Annotated in this window: 19 protein-coding genes; 1 reads left to right on the forward strand and 18 read right to left on the reverse strand. The window is 64.9% G+C overall.

The genetic code is table 11. The features are described 5' to 3' along the window. The 13 genes from A985_RS0101765 to A985_RS0101825 all read right to left on the reverse strand — a co-directional run. Window positions 1-925, reverse strand: a 925-nt coding sequence (locus A985_RS0101765) for an 8-amino-7-oxononanoate synthase (RefSeq protein WP_017231712.1), incomplete at its 3' end; no start/stop codon positions are given. After that, window positions 922-2,298 (reverse strand): adenosylmethionine--8-amino-7-oxononanoate transaminase, encoded by a 1,377-nt coding sequence (bioA, locus tag A985_RS0101770; RefSeq protein WP_017231713.1) that lies wholly within the window; start codon window positions 2,296-2,298, stop codon window positions 922-924. The genes A985_RS0101765 and bioA, both read right to left, overlap by 4 nt. Before the next feature lie 313 nt (window positions 2,299-2,611). Further along, window positions 2,612-3,403, reverse strand: coding sequence for an enoyl-CoA hydratase/isomerase family protein (locus A985_RS0101775; protein WP_017231714.1), 792 nt, complete (start codon window positions 3,401-3,403; stop codon window positions 2,612-2,614). A gap of 34 nt (window positions 3,404-3,437) precedes the next feature. Then, window positions 3,438-5,045: a carboxyl transferase domain-containing protein gene (locus tag A985_RS0101780; protein ID WP_017231715.1), complete on the reverse strand. Its 1,608-nt coding sequence runs from the start codon at window positions 5,043-5,045 to the stop codon at window positions 3,438-3,440. Between the two features lie 67 nt (window positions 5,046-5,112). Next, on the reverse strand, window positions 5,113-5,535 hold the full coding sequence (locus tag A985_RS0101785) for a YchJ family metal-binding protein (RefSeq protein WP_198288635.1): 423 nt from the start codon (window positions 5,533-5,535) through the stop codon (window positions 5,113-5,115). A 19-nt stretch (window positions 5,536-5,554) separates the two neighbouring features. Further along, entirely contained in the window at window positions 5,555-6,160 is a 606-nt protein-coding gene (locus A985_RS0101790) for a 2-hydroxychromene-2-carboxylate isomerase (RefSeq protein WP_017231717.1), read from the reverse strand. A 127-nt stretch (window positions 6,161-6,287) separates the two neighbouring features. After that, entirely contained in the window at window positions 6,288-6,965 is a 678-nt protein-coding gene (locus A985_RS0101795; protein WP_017231718.1) for an SDR family oxidoreductase, read from the reverse strand. 40 nt (window positions 6,966-7,005) lie between these two features. Next, a complete protein-coding gene (locus A985_RS0101800) occupies window positions 7,006-8,190 on the reverse strand; it encodes an acetyl-CoA C-acetyltransferase (RefSeq protein WP_017231719.1) in 1,185 nt (394 codons plus the stop codon). A 144-nt stretch (window positions 8,191-8,334) separates the two neighbouring features. Continuing rightward, window positions 8,335-9,015 carry a carbonate dehydratase gene (gene can / locus A985_RS0101805; protein ID WP_017231720.1) on the reverse strand — a complete coding sequence of 227 codons (681 nt, stop codon included), beginning with the start codon at window positions 9,013-9,015 and terminating at the stop codon, window positions 8,335-8,337. A 48-nt stretch (window positions 9,016-9,063) separates the two neighbouring features. Further along, the gene (aceK, locus tag A985_RS0101810; RefSeq protein ID WP_017231721.1) at window positions 9,064-10,869 is read right to left on the reverse strand and encodes a bifunctional isocitrate dehydrogenase kinase/phosphatase; all 1,806 of its coding nucleotides are present in this window, start codon (window positions 10,867-10,869) and stop codon (window positions 9,064-9,066) included. Window positions 10,870-10,953: 84 nt separating this feature from the next. Beyond that, window positions 10,954-12,135 carry an isovaleryl-CoA dehydrogenase gene (locus tag A985_RS0101815; RefSeq protein WP_017231722.1) on the reverse strand — a complete coding sequence of 394 codons (1,182 nt, stop codon included), beginning with the start codon at window positions 12,133-12,135 and terminating at the stop codon, window positions 10,954-10,956. 98 nt (window positions 12,136-12,233) lie between these two features. Further along, window positions 12,234-12,719: a PaaI family thioesterase gene (locus A985_RS0101820; RefSeq protein WP_017231723.1), complete on the reverse strand. Its 486-nt coding sequence runs from the start codon at window positions 12,717-12,719 to the stop codon at window positions 12,234-12,236. A gap of 222 nt (window positions 12,720-12,941) precedes the next feature. Beyond that, window positions 12,942-13,379, reverse strand: coding sequence for a MerR family DNA-binding transcriptional regulator (locus A985_RS0101825; RefSeq protein ID WP_017231724.1), 438 nt, complete (start codon window positions 13,377-13,379; stop codon window positions 12,942-12,944). A gap of 128 nt (window positions 13,380-13,507) precedes the next feature. On the opposite strand from A985_RS0101825, the gene A985_RS0101830 reads away from it, so the two are divergent. Continuing rightward, window positions 13,508-14,590, forward strand: coding sequence for an MBL fold metallo-hydrolase (locus A985_RS0101830; protein ID WP_017231725.1), 1,083 nt, complete (start codon window positions 13,508-13,510; stop codon window positions 14,588-14,590). Between the two features lie 193 nt (window positions 14,591-14,783). Here A985_RS0101830 and A985_RS0101835 read toward each other — a convergent pair whose 3' ends face one another. From A985_RS0101835 to A985_RS27305, 5 genes are all read right to left on the reverse strand, one after another. Further along, window positions 14,784-16,103 carry an MFS transporter gene (locus tag A985_RS0101835; protein ID WP_017231726.1) on the reverse strand — a complete coding sequence of 440 codons (1,320 nt, stop codon included), beginning with the start codon at window positions 16,101-16,103 and terminating at the stop codon, window positions 14,784-14,786. Window positions 16,104-16,328: 225 nt separating this feature from the next. Beyond that, the gene (locus A985_RS23845; RefSeq protein WP_017231727.1) at window positions 16,329-16,841 is read right to left on the reverse strand and encodes a hypothetical protein; all 513 of its coding nucleotides are present in this window, start codon (window positions 16,839-16,841) and stop codon (window positions 16,329-16,331) included. Between the two features lie 99 nt (window positions 16,842-16,940). After that, window positions 16,941-17,795 (reverse strand): SDR family oxidoreductase, encoded by an 855-nt coding sequence (locus A985_RS0101845; protein ID WP_051060047.1) that lies wholly within the window; start codon window positions 17,793-17,795, stop codon window positions 16,941-16,943. Between the two features lie 46 nt (window positions 17,796-17,841). Next, window positions 17,842-18,525, reverse strand: coding sequence for a thiol:disulfide interchange protein DsbA/DsbL (locus A985_RS0101850; RefSeq protein WP_017231729.1), 684 nt, complete (start codon window positions 18,523-18,525; stop codon window positions 17,842-17,844). Window positions 18,526-18,774: 249 nt separating this feature from the next. Then, on the reverse strand, window positions 18,775-19,208 hold a 434-nt coding region (locus tag A985_RS27305; protein ID WP_017231730.1), incomplete at its 5' end, for an SPOR domain-containing protein.

Here is a 19,208-nt window from a genome sequence, read left to right on the forward strand (position 1 = left end):
CGATGCGCGCTTGCAGCGCGGCGCGGCGCTCGCGGCCTTCGTCGCCGGCGATCAGCGCCAGGCTCGTGAGCAGTGCGTGGGCCTGCGACGGCGCGGCGGCCGTGGTGAAGATATACGGCCGCGCACGATTGACGAGCCATTCGATGACACGCTCGTTGGCGGCGACGAATGCGCCGCCGACACCGGCGGCCTTGCCGAGCGTGCCGATGATGACAAGGTTCGGCGAGCACAGATCGAAATGCTCGAACACGCCTCGCCCCGTCTCGCCGACGACGCCGAAGCCATGCGCATCGTCTACCACCAGCCACGCGTTGTGTCGTTCGGCCAGTGCAAGCAGTTGTGGCAGCGGCGCGATATCGCCGTCCATCGAGAACACGCCGTCGGTGACGATCAGCTTCGTCTCGGCGGTGCTGGCGTCGAGCAGCGCGGCCAGGGCGTCGACGTCGCCGTGCGGGTAGACGTGCGTGCGCGCCCGGGACAGACGTGCGCCGTCGATCAGCGAGGCGTGATTGAGCGCTTCGGAGAAGATGTCGGCGTCCTTGTTGGCGAGCGCGGAGAGGGTCGCCAGGTTGGCCATGTAACCGGTACAGAAGTACAGCGCGCGGCCGTCGACGAGATGGGGCGACATGAAGTCGGCGAGCGCGTCTTCGAGTTCCGCGTGGGCCTGCGAATGACCGCTGATGAGGTGCGATGCGCCGCTGCCTGCGCCGTAGCGCCGCGCGCCCTCGATGAGCGCCTCGACAATCTTCGGATGCGCTGCCAGACCGAGATAGTCGTTGCTGGCGAATGCGAGCACGTCGCGGCCGTCGGCGCGTACATGGGGCTGGCAGGGCGTGGACACCACGCGGCGGCGGCGTCGCAGATGCGCGCGGTCGATGTCGGCCAGGCCGGCGTCGAGCCGGGCGAACAGGGGATGGGTTGTCATGCGGGCACCTCCGTGCCGTGCGTCGTCGTGGCGTCGAAGGCCGCAAGCGTTTGCGCCGCGAGCCAGTCGATGGTGTCGTCGTCGAGCACGTACGGCGGCATCAGGTAGACCGTGGCCCCGATGGGGCGCAGCAGCACGCCGCGCGCCCGGGCTTCGGCGTAAAAGCGTTTCGCGAAGGCGCTGGCGGCGCCGGGGGTGTCCGGCAACACCGCATCGAACGCCCAGATCATGCCGCGATGACGCAAGTGCCTGGCCCGCGGATCGTCGGCCAACGGCGCGAGTGCCTGGGTGAGGCGTTGTGCGCGAAGTATGTTGCTGGCGAGCACGTCGTCGTCGGCAAAGATGTCGAGCGTGGCGAGCGCGGCGCGGCACGCCAGCGGATTGCCGGTGTACGAGTGCGAGTGCAGGAAGCCGCGTGCGGTCTCGTCGTCGTAGAAGGCGTTGTAGATCGCGTCGCGCGAGAGCACCAGCGACAGGGGCAGATAGCCGCCGCTGATGCCCTTGGACAGGGTGAGCAGATCGGGCCAGATGCCGGCCTGCTCGCTCGCGAAGAAGGTGCCGGTGCGTCCGCACCCAACGGCGATTTCGTCGGCGATCAGATGCGCGCCGTGCTGGTCGCACAGCGCGCGCACGCGGCGCAGATACTCGGGATCGTGCATTGCCATCCCGGCCGCGCATTGCACCAGCGGTTCGACGATGACGGCGGCGATGCGTCCCTCGCGCTGCGTAAGCAACGTCTCGAGGTCTGCCGCGGCGCGACGCGCGACGTCGGCCGGCGTCTCCCCGTCGCGCGCGTCACGCGCGTCGGGCGAGGCCACCACGTGGGCGTGGCGCAGCAGCGGGTCGTAGGCATCGCGAAAGAGCGCAACGTCGGTCACGGCGAGCGCACCGAGCGTCTCACCGTGATAGCCGTGGCGCACGCAGACGAATTCGCGCTTGTCGCTGTGGCCCTGATTGCGCCACGCGTGAAAGCTCATCTTCAGGGCGATCTCGACGGCCGACGCGCCATCAGACGCGAAGAACGCATGGCCGAGCACGCCGCCGGTCAGCGCCGACAGACGCTCGGCCAGGGCAACGACCGGTTCGTGGGTGAAGCCTGCGAGCATCGCGTGTTCGAGGCGGCCAAGCTGATCGACGAGTGCCGCGTTGATGCGCGGATTCGCGTGGCCGAACAGATTGACCCACCATGAGCTGATGGCGTCGAGGTAACGCTCGCCGTCGGTATCGACGAGCCAGGGACCTTCGCCGTGGGACAACGCGACGAGCGGTAGCTGTGCCTGTTGCTTCATCTGCGTGCAGGGGTGCCAGACCTGTCGCAGACTGCGCGCGGCGAGATCGCCGGGACCGGCGGGGGGGCGCGAAGAGGCGTCCATCGGTGACTCCTTGGTTGGCCGCGACGGACGACGCTTACAAGCTAATGTGTGCCGTCCGTTCGGCTGGCCGGTGACGGGCATTGCGCAGGGCGCTGCCGCACGGGGCCGGAGGTGGGGGGATGGACGCATGGTAGGCAAAGCGTTTTAGTAGGGCAATAGGCGGAATTGGTGCGAAAAATCGCTGTTTTGTGTGCCGTAGCGTGACGTTATCGATAAATTCGCAAAACCCGCCGATAACGTTGCGGCATCTCCGCCGTCACCCCTCCCCCAAAAAATTTGTAACCGATGATGTGGCCTGACGCACGTGCGTCGCTCAGGACGCTTCGCGCCATGCTGGCGCGCGCTTCTCGAGGAACGAGCGCACCCCTTCGCGGCCTTCGTCGGACGCGCGGATCTTCGCGATGCGGTCCGCCGTGTCGGCGATGGCGCCGTCGTCGATCTCTCGACTCGCGAAGTCCTGCACGAGCCGTTTGCACTCTTTTACTGCGTTCGGGCTGTTGTCGACGAGCGCCTTGGCCAGTGCCTGCACGGTGCTGTCGAGCGCCTCGGCGCTCACGACTTCGTGCACGAGACCGTGACGGTGGGCGGTCGCGGCGGTGAAGCGCTCCGCCGTGAGGAAATAGCGGCGCGAAGCCGACTCGCCGAGGGCGCGAATGACGTAGGGGCCGATCGTTGCCGGCATCAGGCCCAGCTTTGCCTCCGACAGGCAGAAGTGCGCGGTGTCGACCGCCACGACCATGTCGGCCACGGCGGCAAGACCCACGCCGCCCGCGTACGCGTCGCCCTGCACGCGGGCGATCACCGGCTTCGGGCAGCGATAGATCGTGCTCAGCATGACGGCCAGAGTCATCGCGTCGGCGCGGTTCTCGGCGTCCGAGTAGCCGGCCATCTTCTGCATCCAGTTCAGATCGGCACCCGCGCAGAAGGCGACGCCTTCTGCGGCGAGCACGATGGCGCGCACGTCGTCGTTCGTGGCGAGCGCGCGAAACGCGCCCGTCAGTTCCTCGATGACCGTTTCGTTGAACGCGTTGCGCACGTCCGGACGATTGAGCGTGACGGTGGCGACGTGGGCGTCGACGCTGACTTTTAACGTGACGAGATTCATGACGTGGAATTCCTCGATGGGCCGTTGCGGGCGATTACATGCGGAACAGGCCGAAGCGCGTTTCGGGAATGGGCGCGTTGAGCGTGGCCGACAGCCCCAGTCCGAGCACGGTGCGGGTATCCGCCGGATCGATCACGCCGTCGTCCCACAGGCGGGCGCTGGCGTAGTACGGATGGCCCTGGCGCTCGTATTGATCGCGAATCGGCTGCTTGAAGGCATCCTCTTCCTCGGCGCTCCACTGGCCGCCACGGCCCTCGATGCCGTCGCGCTTGACCGTGGCGAGCACCGACGCGGCCTGCTCGCCGCCCATCACCGAGATACGGGCGTTCGGCCACATCCACAGGAAGCGCGGCGAGTAGGCCCGGCCACACATGCCGTAGTTGCCGGCGCCGAACGAGCCGCCGATGATGACCGTGAACTTCGGCACGTTCGCGGTGGCGACCGCCGTCACCATCTTCGCGCCGTGCTTGGCGATGCCCTCGTTCTCGTACTTGCGCCCGACCATGAAGCCGGTGATGTTCTGCAGGAAGATCAGCGGGATCTTGCGCTGGCAGCACAGCTCGATGAAGTGCGCGCCCTTCTGGGCCGACTCGGAGAACAGGATGCCGTTGTTCGCCACGATGCCGACCGGATAGCCCCACAGATGCGCGAAGCCGCACACGAGCGTGGTGCCGTAGCGCGCCTTGAATTCGTCGAACTCGGAGCCGTCGACCAGGCGCGCAATCACTTCGCGTACGTCGAACGGCTTCTTCGTGTCGGACGGAATCACGCCGTACAGGTCTCGGGCGTCGTACTTCGGCTCGACCGGTGGCTTGACCGCAACCGTGGCCGGTTTGCGACGGTTGAGATTCGCTGCGATGCTGCGCGCGATGGACAGCGCGTGCGCGTCGTTCTGCGCGAAGTGATCGACCACGCCCGACAGGCGCGTGTGGACGTCGGCGCCGCCGAGGTCTTCGGCGCTCACTTCCTCACCGGTGGCCGCTTTCACGAGCGGCGGGCCGCCGAGGAAAATCGTGCCCTGTTCCTTGACGATGATCGACTCGTCGCTCATCGCAGGCACGTAGGCGCCGCCGGCGGTACACGACCCCATCACCACGGCGATCTGCGGAATGCCCTGCGCGGACATCTGCGCCTGGTTGTAGAAGATGCGCCCGAAGTGATCGCGGTCGGGGAAGACATCGTCCTGGTTCGGCAGGTTGGCGCCGCCCGAGTCGACCAGGTAGATACACGGCAGATGGTTCTGCTCGGCGATCTCCTGCGCGCGCAGGTGCTTCTTGACCGTCATCGGGTAATAGGTGCCGCCCTTGACCGTGGCATCGTTGCAGACGATCACGCACTCCTGGCCTGATACACGGCCGATGCCGGTGATGATGCCGGCGCCCGGGGCGTCGTCGTGATACATGCCGATGGCCGCGAGCTGCGAGAGTTCGAGAAACGGCGAGCCCGGATCGAGCAACTGTTGTACGCGCTCACGCGGCAGCAGCTTGCCGCGCGCGATGTGCTTCTTGCGCGCGGCCTCACCGCCGCCACCGGCCAGTTGTGCAATGCGGGCACGCAGGTCGTCGACCAGGGTCTGCATCGTGGCCGCGTTGCGTGCAAAGTCTTCGCCGCGCGGGTTGAGCTTGCTTTCAAGAATCGGCATGTGACGAAATCCGGTGGAGAGTGAGGGAGTCGTTGGAGGCGTTTCGTGGACGTGCACCGCGGCGGGGTCAGTCGAACAGGTCGCCGTCGATGTAGCGCCAGCGGCCGTCGTCCGAGCGCTCGAAGCGGCTGCGTTCGTGCAGCCGGTGCGCCCGTCCGCCGACCTTGTAGCGGGCGACGAATTCGACTTCGGCATGCGACGCATCGCTTTGGCGATGGGCCTTGATCTGCAGGCCAAGCCATTGCGGTGCGTCGTCGAAGTCAAGCGTGGCGGGACGCGTGCGCGCCGCCCAGGTGTCGAGCAGGTACGCGGCGTTGTGACGCACGAACGCCGTGTATCGCGAGCGCATCAGCGCTTCGGCGCTCGGCGCCATGTCGCCGTGTTCCAGGTAGCGCGCGCAGCAGTCGTCGAACGTGGGCCCGCCGCAAGGGCAGGTGTCGCGCTCGAGGTCTGGCGTCATCGCGCTGCGCGACGTTTGGGGTCTTGCCATCGTGAGTCTTGCCTTGTTGTCAGATCTTGCCTTGCTTCAGACAGGCCTCGACCTGTGGGAAGTGGTCGAAGCCCCAGAACGGTTCGCCGTCCACGATCACGAAGGGCGAGCCGAACACCCCGCGCGCCATCGCCAGATCGATTTCGGCCTTGAGATGGTCCTTGGCGGCGGGCGAGTGCATGCCGGCGTCGAGCTTCGTGCCGTCGATGCCCAGGGCCTCGCCGAGACGCACGAGTTCCGCCGGGTCGCCGATGTTCACGTCGTCGACGTAAAGCGCGTGGAAGATCGACTTCGCGAACTCGGCGGACAGGTCGCCGCCGTGATGATCCTGCACCCAGAGCACGGCGCGCTCGGCGGCTTGCGTCGGAATCGGGAAGTGCGTCGGCCGCTTGTACGCGATGCCGTGAAACCGCGCGGTGCGCTCCACGTCATGCCGCAGATACGCGGTCTTGATCGGATGCTGCGTCGGTGCGCCCGTGCCGTTCACCTTATAGACGATGTCGAGCAGGATCGGATGCCACGCCACGCCACGCCCGTGTCTCGTCGCGATGTCGTCGATGCAGGTGCTCGCAAAATACCCATACGGGGATGCGAAATCGAAATAAAAGTCGATGGCGGACGTCATGTGGGCTCCGTTTCCGAGTGACGTGTCTGGCCCGCGAATCAAAAGATGCGGCGGTGTGGCTACAGCTTGTTATTCCGTTTCGCGCCGGACGATGTCTGCCCGGTCGCGAATTTATTTTTTCCTGCGATTACCACGCAAGTGCGTTGCCGTCGTAATTGAAGAAACCTCCGTTGTGCGTGGCGCGCTCGCCCGGTGCTCGGGCGAGCACACGCCGCATGCCGGCCACGCTCGTCTGCACGTCGATGTCCGCGTTCTCGCCGCCCATGTCCGTGCGCACCCAGCCCGGATGCATTGCGACGCAGGTGGCGCGCCGCGCTTCGAGCGACGTGGCCTTGACGACCGAATTCACGGCCGCCTTGCTTGCCCGATAAAGCCAGCTGCCATTCGTCTCCATCAGGGCGATGCTGCCCATGCGACTCGAAAGAAAGCCAAACGCGCCGCCGGCGGCCTCGACGAACGGCAACACGAGCGGCGCGGCCTGCATGGCGCCGAGGACATTCGTGTGGAACACGCGGTCGAACTCGGCCATGGTGATCGGCGCGAGGCCCGTGGTGCGCTCCGAATTCACGCCTGCGTTGTAGATCGCGACGTCCAGGGCCACGCCATCGAGTTGCCACGACAGGCCGGAGAGCGACTCCACACGCGTGACGTCGAGCTGCAACGGCTCGGCGTCCAACTCGCGCAAGGCCGCCAGACCGTCCTCATGGCGTGCTGTAGCGAAGACACGCCAGCCGTCGTCGCGATACTGTCTGACGAATTCCATGCCGATGCCGCGCGAGGCACCGATGATGAGCGCTGTTTTCATGACCTGTGATTCCTGTGGGCCAGTGCGTGAGCCTGCGGGGTCAAACGAGTTCGATGGCCATCGCTGTCGCTTCGCCGCCGCCGATACACAGGCTGGCTACGCCGCGCTTGCCGTCGGTCTGGCGCAACGCACCGATGAGCGTGACCAGGATGCGGGCGCCGGAGGCGCCGATCGGGTGGCCGAGCGCACAGGCGCCGCCATGAATATTGACCTTCTCGTGCGGCAGGTTGAACTCGTGCATCGCGGCCATAGTGACGACCGCGAAGGCTTCGTTGATTTCATACAGATCGACGTCGTTCGTCGACCAGCCGGTCTTCTCGAAGAGCTTGCGCATCGCGCCGACCGGCGCCGTGGTGAAGAGGCCCGGCTGTTGGGCGAAGGTGGTGTGTCCGGCGATGCGCGCGAGCGGTGCGAGGCCGAGACGTTTGGCCGTCGATTCGCGCATCAGTACCAAGGCGGCGGCACCATCCGAGATCGACGACGAATTTGCCGCTGTCACCGTGCCGTCCTTGCGGAAGGCTGCCTTGAGCGTCGGGATCTTTTCGGGGTTGGCCTTGAACGGCTGCTCGTCCTGATCGACCACCGTGTCGCCCTTGCGACCCGGTACCGTCACCGCCGCGATTTCCCACGAGAACGCGCCGTCCTTCGTGGCCTTTTGCGCGCGTTCGAGCGAGGCGATGGCGAAGGCGTCCTGGGCCTCGCGGGTGAAGGCGTAACGGTCGGCGCATTCCTCGGCGAAGGTGCCCATCAGGCGACCCTTGTCGTAGGCGTCTTCCAGACCGTCGTAAAACATGTGGTCGATGACCTGGCCGTGTCCCATGCGCATGCCGGTGCGTGCCTTCGGCAGCAGATACGGGGCGTTACTCATGCTTTCCATGCCACCGGCGACGATCACGTCGGCGCTGCCGGCCACGAGCATGTCGTGCGCAAACATGGCGGCGCGCATGCCCGACCCGCACATCTTGTTGACGGTGGTCGCTCCGGCGGCGAGCGGCAGACCGGCGCCGAGCGTGGCCTGACGCGCAGGCGCCTGACCCTGGCCGGCGGGCAGCACGCAGCCCATGACCACTTCGTCGACCTGCTCGGGTTGGATTCCGGCGCGTTCGACGGCGGCGCGAATGGCAGCGGCACCCAGTTGCGGTGCGGTCACATCGCCGAATACCCCTTGCAGGCCGCCCATCGGCGTGCGTGCGGCGGAAACGATAACGATCGGGTCGTGTTGCATGGCAGTCTCCTGTAATTGCTTGCGGGGGCCGACGATCGTCCTTGCGAACCGGGTCGTCAGCCCCCGAATATCCAATGCTTCAGTCCTTGCATCGTCCGTGTGCCCGGCGAGGGGTGTCCGGCGTGGCCGGACAAGGTGGCTCGCTCAGGCGCGCGGATTGCGTAATTCGGCCATCGCGGCCACGCAGCGGTCGTAAATGCGCGGCAGGGCTTCGAGGCTGTTGACCGACATGCGCAGGTCGCGCACCAGCCCGTCGCGCAGGCCGTACACCCAGCCGTGCACCGTTACGGGCTGATTGCGGGCCCAGGCGTCGCGCAATACCGTCGTATGACAGATATTGACCACCTGCTCGATGGCGTTCAGTTCGCACAGTCGGTCGTGACGCGCGTCGCGCGACGGCAGCGCGTCGATTTGCTCGACGTGGCGCTCGTACACATCGCGCACGTGGCGCAGCCAGTTGTCGACGAGGCCCATCTTCGCGCCGTCGAGCGCCGCGCCTACGCCGCCGCAACCGTAATGGCCGACCACCATGATGTGGCGAACCTTCAGCACTTCGACGGCGAACTGCAATACCGACAGACAGTTCAGATCGCTGTGCACCACGACGTTCGCGATATTGCGGTGGACGAACACTTCGCCCGGCGCGAGGCCCGTGATCTGGTTAGCCGGCACGCGCGAGTCCGAGCAGCCGATCCAGAGGTACTCCGGCGTTTGCAGCTTTGACAACCGCTCGAAAAATGCGGGATCTTCCGCGTTCACGCTGGCGACCCAGGCGCGGTTGTTATCGAGCAGATGGAGGAGAGGTTGGTCTTTGTCTTCGGTCATGATCGTGTCATCCGGTGAACGTGTCGTGTGCTGGGAGACATCGCATGCTCAAGCGGCCGCCGCGCGGGGCGGGGCGCTGGTGGCACCGTGGCCGGTGCCGTAGCGATTGACGAAACGCAGCGAGACATCGTACGGATAGAAGTCGTGCATCTGTCCGGCTCGCACCCGGTCCTGGTAGTCCTGCCACAGGCCGGGGTCGAAAAAATCCGGATGATGCTGGCTCAGGGAGTGCCGCACGCGCGCGTCTCCTGTCAGAAACGTCTCGAACGTCTGCGGAAACACGTCGTGCGGGCCTACACGGTACCAGACTTCCCCCGACATCGCCTCTTCTTCGTTACGGGGTTCCGGCACTCGACGGATGTGGCAATCCGTCAGATATTCCAGTTCATCGTAGTCGTAAAAGACCACCCGGCCGTGGCGCGTGACACCGAAATTCTTGTACAGCAGATCGCCGGGGAAGATGTTCGCCGCCATCAGCTCCTTCACCGCGTTGCCGTACTCGCGCATGGCGTGGTCGACCTCGGCGTCCGATGCCGTTTGCAGCCACAGATTGAGCGGCGTCATGCGGCGCTCGATGTAGCAGTGGCGGATCACGAGGGCGTCACCGTCGACTTCGAGCTGCGAGGGCACTTCGCGCTGGAGTTCGGCGAGCAGGGCGTCGTCGAAACGCGCGCGCGGAAAGGCCACGCTCGAGAACTCCAGCGTATCGGCCATCCGGCCCACGCGATCATGCTGCTTGACCATCAGGTACTTCGCTTTCACCTGCTCGCGCGTGGTCTCCTTGGGTGGCGCGAAGCGCTCGCGAATCACTTTGAATACGTACGGATACGAGGGCAGCGTGAAAACCAGCATGACCAGCCCGCGAATGCCCGGCGCGCTCACGAACAGGTCGCTCGAATGCTTCAGGTGATGCAGGAAATCGCGATAGAACAGGTTCTTGCCGTGTTTCTGCAGACCGACCGACGTATAGATCTCCGCTTTCGGCTTGCCCGGCATGATCGTGCGCAGGAACTGCACGTAGGCCGACGGCACTTCCATATCGACCATGAAATAGGCATGTGTGAAGCCGAACACCACGCGGAGTTCCTCGCGGCGCAGCAGAGCGGCGTCGAGCGTCAGCATGCCGTTCGCGTCGTGCATGATCGTCAGGGCGAAGGGCGTGGTCACATCGCCGTTCACGATACGTCCCACGATATAGGCGGCCTTGTTCCGGAAGAACAGCGACGCGAGCACATGAATCTGGAAATTCGGCGCGGGCACGAAGTCGCCGAGCGTCTCATCGAGGGCGCGCATCACATAACCGACGTCGCGCGTCAGATCGGCAAACGGGCGTTTGAGCTGGAAATTCGTGACGATGCGCGCGATCGTGGGGGCCATGCCGTCTTGCGCCGGGTAATAGACGCGATACGTCGGCTTCGCGGCGGGCGCGTCGTTCTCGATGTACTCCGTCGCCACGGCGGGGCGCACGAAGATGAAGCGGTTGTTGAAATACGAACGGTGCAGGATCTTGCAGCACACCGAGTTGAAAAACGTCTCGGCCAGCTCCGGCTGACGGTGCTCGGTGAGCAAGCCGATGTAATGCAGCTTCACTTGCTGCCAGACATCGTCGTCGAGCGACTGGGCGTCGAACTCGTCTTCGAGCGTCACGACGCATTCGCGCACGCGTTCGTCGTAATAGGCGATGCGGTCGCGCTGGAGCTTCTGGATACCCATGAAATCGCCCGCCTCGAAACACGCCTGCGCCGCGATGCATACATCGCGGAAAATGCGGTAATGCTTGTCGAAGCCGTCCAGCATCGTGCGGGCGACATCGTAAGCAAACTGCGACGACAGGAGTTTCGGGAAGTGATTCATACCGGTCGGGACAGGCGCAGGGGCGATCTCAAGGGATTGTAGCGCCGCTGCCTGCGCCTGAATGTCAGTCGATGTGTCGTGGGCTTACATCGTTTCCGCGAACAACTCGCGGCCGATCAGCATGCGGCGGATCTCCGACGTGCCCGCGCCGATTTCGTAAAGCTTCGCGTCGCGCCACAGGCGGCCGACCGGGTACTCGTTGATATAGCCGTTGCCGCCCAGAATCTGGATTGCCTCGCCGGCCATCCACGTCGCCTTTTCGGCCGTGTACAGAATCACCCCCGCGCAGTCCTTGCGCACCTGACGCACGTGATCGCGACCGAGCGAATCGAGCTGGCGGCCCACCGCGTAGAGATACGCGCGGCTTGCCTGCAGAATCGTGTACATGTCCGCGACCTTGCCCTGGATGAGCTGGAACTCTCCGATCGACTGGCCGAACTGCTTGCGGTCGTGGATATAGGGCACGACCACGTCCATGGCCGCCTGCATGATGCCCAGCGGGCCGCCGGCGAGCACCGCGCGCTCATAGTCCAGACCGCTCATGAGCACCTTCGTGCCGCCGCCGACCTGGCCCAGCACGTTCTCCTCCGGCACCTCCACGTTCTCGAACACCAGCTCACCCGTGTGCGAGCCGCGCATGCCGAGCTTGTCCAGCTTCTGCGCGACCGAGAATCCCTTCATGCCCTTCTCGACAAGGAAGGCCGTCATGCCGCGGGCGCCCGCTTCCGGATCGGTCTTGCCGTAGACGACCAGCGTGTCGCAGTCCGGGCCGTTCGTGATCCACATCTTCGTGCCGTTGAGCACGAAGCGGTCGCCGCGCTTCTCGGCACGCAGCTTCATGCTGACCACGTCCGAGCCGGCGTTCGGCTCGCTCATCGCGAGGGCGCCGATATGCTCCCCCGACACCAGCTTGGGCAAGTACGTCGCCTTTTGCGCGGCGGTGCCATTGCGGTGGATCTGGTTGACGCAGAGGTTCGAGTGCGCGCCGTACGACAGGCCGATCGACGCCGAGGCGCGCGAGATTTCCTCCATCGCGATCATGTGGGCCAGATAGCCCATGTTCGCGCCGCCGTACTCTTCCGAAACCGTCATGCCGAGCACGCCGAGGTCGCCCATCTTGCGCCAGAGGTCCATCGGGAACTGGTCGGTGCGGTCCACTTCGCCTGCGCGCGGGGCGATTTCCTTGGACGCGAAGTTCGCGACCGATTCGCGCAGCATATCGAGGTCTTCGCCGAGCATGAAATTGAGTCCGGGCAACAGGGTCATGACACAGTCTCCAGAGGGTGGCGCGTGGCCGTTAGCCCGCGCATGGGTTCGATGGTGCGGCTGATGAGGTTGATTCGGTGATCCGGTGGCGGGGGCGCTCAGCGAGTCTTGGGAGACGACGTTGCCGAGGGACTTGCCGCCAGCACGAACAGCGTTTGCTGCATCAGTGCGCAAAGCGTCCATTTGTCGTCGTCGACAACGAACAGTTCGGCGGTGGCGACGATCAGCGTGCGACCGGCTTTCACGACCTGGCCGCGTCCGATCAGTGTATCGCCCTTGCCGGGCGCGAGAATGTTCAGTTTGTATTCGGCGGTGACCAGTTCCTGGTCCGGCGAGATGCGGGTGTAGCCTGCGTAGCCGCCGGCGGAGTCCGCGATGGCGCCGATCACTCCCCCGTGGAAAAAGCCGTGCTGCTGGTTGACCTTGTCCGAGAACGGCAGCGAGATTTCGCAGTGTCCGTCGGCAAGATGCGAGAGCAACGCGCCCCAATGCGTCATGACGCCCTGTTGGTCGAAGCTGGCGCGGATTTTTGCGGCGACGGCGTCGTCGAGCGGTGCAGCGTGAGAGACAGGGAGGTTGGCCATGATGGGAGCGAAAGTACGGACAAAGCCGAGTGCCCAGATATTACTTTACGTTTACGTAAACGTAAAGTAAGGGCTTTCCAGCATCGAAAGCGCGAAGGTCGGCCGGGCGGGAGGCGACCCCGGACAGGATGCAGGGCGAGGCGGGTTGAGGCGGGTTGGGGCAGTAAGTGGTTGAAACCGAGGCCGACGCCAAGGCCGAAACAGAAGTCGAAACCTGACGAATCAGTGCGACACGGACGTCGTCTTCGACCGTTGAGCGACGTCGGCGGGTGCGGCTTCGCCGGCAGCCTCGAGCAGCGCGAGACATTGGGCTTCGTGTTGCGCGACCTCGTCGAGCGTGGCGTGAAGGTCTTCGAGTTGCTGCTCGAGCCCCTGCCGATGCTGGGACAGCGTTTCGAGGAACACGCGAAGCTGGGACACCGTATCCTTGGGCGACTCGTAGAGATCGAGAATCGACTTGATCTCCGAGAGCGTGAGTCCTAGACGTTTGCCGCGCAGCGTCAGCTTCAGACGCGTGCGATCCTGCCCGGTGTAGACGCGGTGGCGCCCGCCGGGACCTTCGCGGGCCGGTGTGAGCAGCCCCTGATCCTCGTAGAAACGGATCGCGCGGGGCGTAATGTCGAACTCGCGGGCAAGCTCGGTAATCGTGTATGTGAGCATCGGGTTAAGCAGGTGCTTACCATTGCAGATAGAATTGCCGTTTACGTTAGCGTCAAGTTGCTTCCTATGCAATCGGTGACGGCGTTAACCGATAACGACAGAACAAGTCCATCTGGAGCGTGGTCCTCGTGAATGCCCTTGAACAACAACTGAATTACCCCCTCGGAGAATTCTTGCCGGAAGGCGGCACCGTGCACGAAGTGGCGCCAGGCGTCTTCTGGGTGCGCATGCCGCTGCCGTTCGTGCTCGATCACATCAACCTGTGGTTGCTGCGCGACGATATCGACGGCGTCAAAGGCTGGACCGTCGTCGATTGCGGCATCACCCATCCGCAGATCAAGGCCTATTGGGAACAAGTGTTCGAGAACGCGCTCGGCGGCGAGCCGGTTCTGCGTGTCGTCGTCACGCATTGCCACCCCGATCACCTCGGCCTCGCGCACTGGATCTGCAAGGGCGGCGACAAACCCCGCTGGTCGGCCCGGCTCGCCATGTCGCAGGGCGACTACGCATGGGGCCGCCTCATGTCGGAGGCCGTCAACAACAACGCCGCCAATGCCGGCGGAGAGTTCGCCGTGGCGCACTTTATTTCGCATGGTCTCGCCGATGAGGCCATGATCGACCAGATCCGCCACCGCAAGACCTACTTCAGCGATCTCGTGCCCGAAGTGCCGTCGCGCTTCTTCCGCTTGCGCGATGGCGAGGCCCTGCGCATCGGCGGCAGCGACTGGCGTTTGATCGCGGGTTATGGCCACTCGCCGGAGCACATGGCGCTGTACTCCGAACAGCACAACGTGCTCATCTCCGGCGATATGGTGCTGCCGCGCATCTCGACCAATGTCAGCGTCTTTGACATCGAACCCGAAGCCAACTCGCTGCAACTGTTCCTCGACTCGCTCGGCGTCTATCTCGATCTGCCCGCCGATTGTCTCGTGCTGCCCTCGCATGGCCGGCCGTTCACCGGACTGCACACCCGCATCGGCCAACTGCGCGATCACCACACCGCGCGGCTGCAGGAGGTGCGCGACGCCTGCGCCCGGTCGCCGCAAAGCGCGGGCGATATCGTGCCGATCATGTTCCATCGCAAGCTCGATGCGCACCAGACCACCTTCGCCATGGGCGAAGCGCTGGCGCACCTGCACATGCTCTGGCGTTCGGGGGAACTCAAGCGCGAGCAGGATGCGAAGGGCGTCTGGCGCTTTTCCCCAGTTTGATCGGACCTGCGTGACCGACCTGCACGGAGACCTGCCTTCGCGGCAGGTGCGAGTGACAGGTACGAGCGACAGGTGCGAGCGTCGCATATGATCGGCCGACTGGATCGGTTGACCAGAAAACAATGCCCCGGTGACCGAATCAGGTCGCCGGGGCATTGCTTTTGCGCGCGTGCTTTCGGCGTCGCGTGCGACGTCAGGCGTGCTGCGTCGATGCCGCCGTGTTGCGGCCGTCGCGACCAAGCAAACCGTACGTCACCAGGCTGATCGTCACCGTCATCAGAATGTAATACGCGGGGGCCAGCGGGTTCTGCGTCGCCTTGATCAGGTACGTGATCCAGAACGGCGCGAGACCGCCGAACAACATCACCGAGACGTTGTAGAGAATCGAGACGCCCGTCGAGCGCACGCCGACCGGGAACACCTCGGTGACCGCCGTCGGGAACGCGCCCCACACGAAGCCCATGCAGACGGCCGGCAGAATCTGCGCGAGCAGCAGATTGCCCATCGACGGCGCACCGTGCAGCCGCGTGAACATCCAGAACGACGTCAGGCCGTAGAGCAGCACGAACAGCAGAATCAGCGGTTTGCGGCCCACGCGATCCGAAATCCAGCCCGTGAGCGGGCACAGCGCGGCGATCAGCATGGCGGCGATGAACGTCGACAGGCTCGCGGCGCCCTGCGTCAATCCCAACTGCTTGACTGCGTAGATCGGCGTATAGATCAGCGTGACGTAGAACGACGTCGTTGCGGCAACCGTCAGGCCGAAGCCGGCGATGAGGGCGCGATAGTGATGCGAGAAGACGTCGGCGAGCGGTGTGCGGCGGGTCGGTGCACGCGCGGCCGCGTAGGCCAGAAACTCTGGCGACTCGGTCATGCGACGTCGAATATAAAAACCCACCGGACCGATCAGAATCCCGAACAGAAACGGAAGCCGCCAGCCCCACGATTCGAGTGCCTCCTTGGTGAGCGACGTGTTGAGCCCATACGCGCACAGCCCGGCGAACGCGACGGCCAGTGCCTGCGAGCACATTTGAAAACTGCCGTAGAAGCCGCGCAGGTGGGGCGGCGAAAACTCGATGAGCATGGCCGTCGAGCCGCCGAATTCACCGCCCGCCGAGAAGCCCTGAATGACGCGTGCCAGCAGGATAAGCAGCGGCGCGGCGAAGCCGATCGCCGCATACGTCGGCGCGATGCCGATCAGGCCCGTGCCCAGCGCCATGAGCAACACCATGACCGAGAGCGCCGACTTGCGCCCGGCCCGGTCGGCGTACAAACCGAATGCGAGCCCGCCGATGGGACGGAAGAAGAACGCTACGCCAAGCGACGCCACACTCGCGAGCAGCGAGTTCGTATCGTTTTCCGCAGGGAAGAAGAGTTTCGCGATGATGACCGCGAAGAGACCGTAGACCGTAAAGTCGAACCACTCGAATGCATTGCCCAGCGTGGAACCGATCACCGCTTTGCGTCGCAGTGCCGGATCGATGACCGGCGCGCCGGTGGGGGTTGCCTGCATATGCCTCTCCTGCTTGGTTGGGCGTGCCGCAGTCGGATCGGTCTGCTAACGTCCGTCGACATCCGTCCGCTCGCTGACGGCAAGACCGGTTTAACGTCGTGTGTACCTCTATCGAAGTTACACAAGCACTCTAGCGCAGGTTCGCAATGCACCACAACGGTTCAATAATCCGCGCTGCCACGGCGGCCGGCGCGTGTTCCAAGGGAGAAACTTGGGCGTGTCGGACTATCGATTCCCGCGGCTGCCTTTCCACCGGTAGTCTCGTTGACCGACCCATTCCCACGTGCCGGTGTAGGGGTTGAACTCGTAGCCTTCCCGGTATTCGCTGGTGTAGCAGCCGCCCTTCTGCAGATAGCATTTCTCGCTCAGGAAGTGAGCGGCATCGCGCGACGTGCGTGGTCGCGCCTGCGGCACGACGATGTATGGCTGCGCGGGCGCGATGACGACGGGCGGTCGCGGCGCAATGATGACGGGGGCGGGCGCGATGATGGTGGGCGCCGGCGTCACGATCACCGGTGCAGGGGCGACGACCATGGGGGCGGGCGCGACGAGGGTCGGGGCGGGGCGGATGTACGACTCCGGCGGGCCGACGATTTGCCAGTTGCCAGGGTCCAACGCCGCGCACCCGGAAACCATCAGGGCAAGCGGCAGGCTAAGGATGAGGGCGATGCGTCGGTGTAGCGCGACGCCGCGATTGGGGCAAGCGCGTGACGCGGCTTGCGTTGACATGGCGTTCATGGGGACGTCGCGCGTTAGGGATTCGGAGCAATGTAACGCGTGACATTGAGCTTCCCCCGGTTTCACCCTTGGATTTGGGGAATATCCCTGCGTTGGCCGCTATTTGGGGCCTGTTGAGGGATCGTCGGGCGGCGGGTCGGCATGGGCCGAGGGGGCGTTTTGTACGTTGCGCTCGGACAACCGTGGCTTTCGCGGCGCACGGGCGAAGAGCACGTCGTAAAGCCAGCGCGGCAGGCATCGCATGACGCAGGCCACCACGCCCATTGGCCACGGCAGCACCACGAAGCGCTTGCGTCGAGCGATCGCCGCGGCCGCCTTGCGCGCGAACGTGTCCGGGGGCATCAGGAACGGCATCGGAAACGGATTGCCATCCGTCATTGGCGTGCGAATGTAGCCGGGCGCAATCGTCACGACCGCGACCTTGGCGGCGCGTAATTCCACTCGCAGGCTTTCGAGGTACGTCATCGCGGCGGCCTTCGATGCGCTGTAGGCGCCATGCCCGGGCAGACCGCGCACACCGGCCACGCTGCCGATACCGACGAGCGTGCCCTGCTTGCGTTCGCGCATTGGCGCGACGAAGGGGCTGAACGTGGCCACCATCGCCAGCCAGTTGGTGTCCATGACCGACGCAAAGTGCGGCAGATCGGCCGGGTCTTCAGTCGTCACGCCGTGGCTGATGCCGGCATTCGCGATAACGATGTCCGGTACGCCGTGACGCGCCATGAAGTCGTCGGCCGCCGCGCGCAACGCGAGCGCGTCACGCACGTCGAGCGCGTAGCTATGTACGGCATGCGGATGGGGGAGCGAGGCGGCCAGATCGGCGAGCCTGTCGCCGCGTCGGCCCACCAGCCCGAGGATGGCGCCCTGCGCGGCGTAGTGGCGTGCGAGTGCTTCGCCCAATCCACTCGAGGCGCCCGTGATAAAGACCTTCGGTGATGTCGTGTGTGTTGCCATCTAATGCAAAAGCCCGGCCGGGGCCGGGCTGGGTGAGCGGCGAAGCTTACAGCTTCTTCGCGCGGATCTGGTTGATGATGGCGTCGGCCGTCTTGAGCGCCGCATCGAACGTCTGCTGCTCGGTCGTGGCCGGCTTGCCGGCCTTTTGCAGGGCGTCGCCCGAGGTGGCCGGCGAGACCAGGTACTTGCCCTGGATCGCGATCGTCGGCACGCCGTCGATCTTGTAGTCCTGCCACGTCTTGTTGGCCGTCTTCACGCTGGCCTGGGTCGAGAAGCCGTTATAGGCGTCGAGATACTTCTGCTTGTCGATGCCGAACTGCGTGAGGAAGTCGGCCTGGGTCTGCGCCGTCAGCAGATAGTTGTGCTTGACGTGGATCTCGTTGAAGACCTTCGGCGTGAGTTCGGCTTCGCGGCCCAGCGCGCGGAGTGCGTAGAACATACGGGTGTGCGGCTCGAAGCGGTCCTGGAAGGCGACCGGCACGCGCTTGAACACGACATCCTTGCCTTGCTTCTTGACCCACGCTTCCAGCGACGGTTCGAGCGCATTGCAGTGCGGGCAGCCATACCAGAAGAATTCGGTGACTTCGATTTTGCCCGCGCCGGCCGACGTGGGCTGTGCTTGCGGCAACACCAGGTAATCGGTTCCCGCGACCGGGGCTTCGGGCGAGGCCGAGGCGGCGCCGCAAAGGAAACCGAAAGACAGCAGAACGGTACCAAGAAGTTTTTTCATGATCGTTGTTGAGGAGTGAGGCAGACGCGCCAGCCATCGGTTGGTCGGCGTTCCTGCGAAACCATATCCCGGATTCAGACAGATAAGCTAGTGCGTATGACCAGCGCCGCGCTGCCGGGTTCAACCTCCCGGCAACCCCGGCGTTTCCCGAGCGATGCCGCCGGTGGGGCATGCATTCCGCACGGGCGCGACGCGGTGCCGGGCGACGAAACAAAAGGCGTTGCCCTTATCGAGCAACACCTCTTGCGTTTATTGCTTCGTGAAGCGGATCACGGCCGTGTCGTAGCCACCATCCTGCAGGCGCTGACGCACATGGTTCATCTCGTCGAGCTTGCCATACGGGCCGAGGCGCACGCGGTAGAGCGTCAGACCGTTGGCATCGCGCTGCGTGACTTTCGCCTCGAAGCCCGAGAGCGCCAGCTTGGCGCGCAGTTGCTCGGCGTCGCTCTGCGACTTGAATGCGCCGACTTGCAGGTAGTAGCCCGTGTTGGCGGTGTCCGTCGCGCTGGCGGGCGGCGTGGTCTGCGGCGCGACCGGCACCGTCGACTTGCCGCTGAGAATATCGGCGGGCGACGGCTTTGTCGGGGCCGGTGCCGTGGGCGCGGACGCGGTGGGCGACGTGACCGGTGTGCCGGGTACGAGCGGCGACGTCACGGCCTGCGAGGCAGACTCCGGCCCGGCCA

This window comes from Pandoraea sp. B-6 (assembly GCF_000282835.1).
Taxonomy (GTDB): domain Bacteria; phylum Pseudomonadota; class Gammaproteobacteria; order Burkholderiales; family Burkholderiaceae; genus Pandoraea; species Pandoraea cepalis.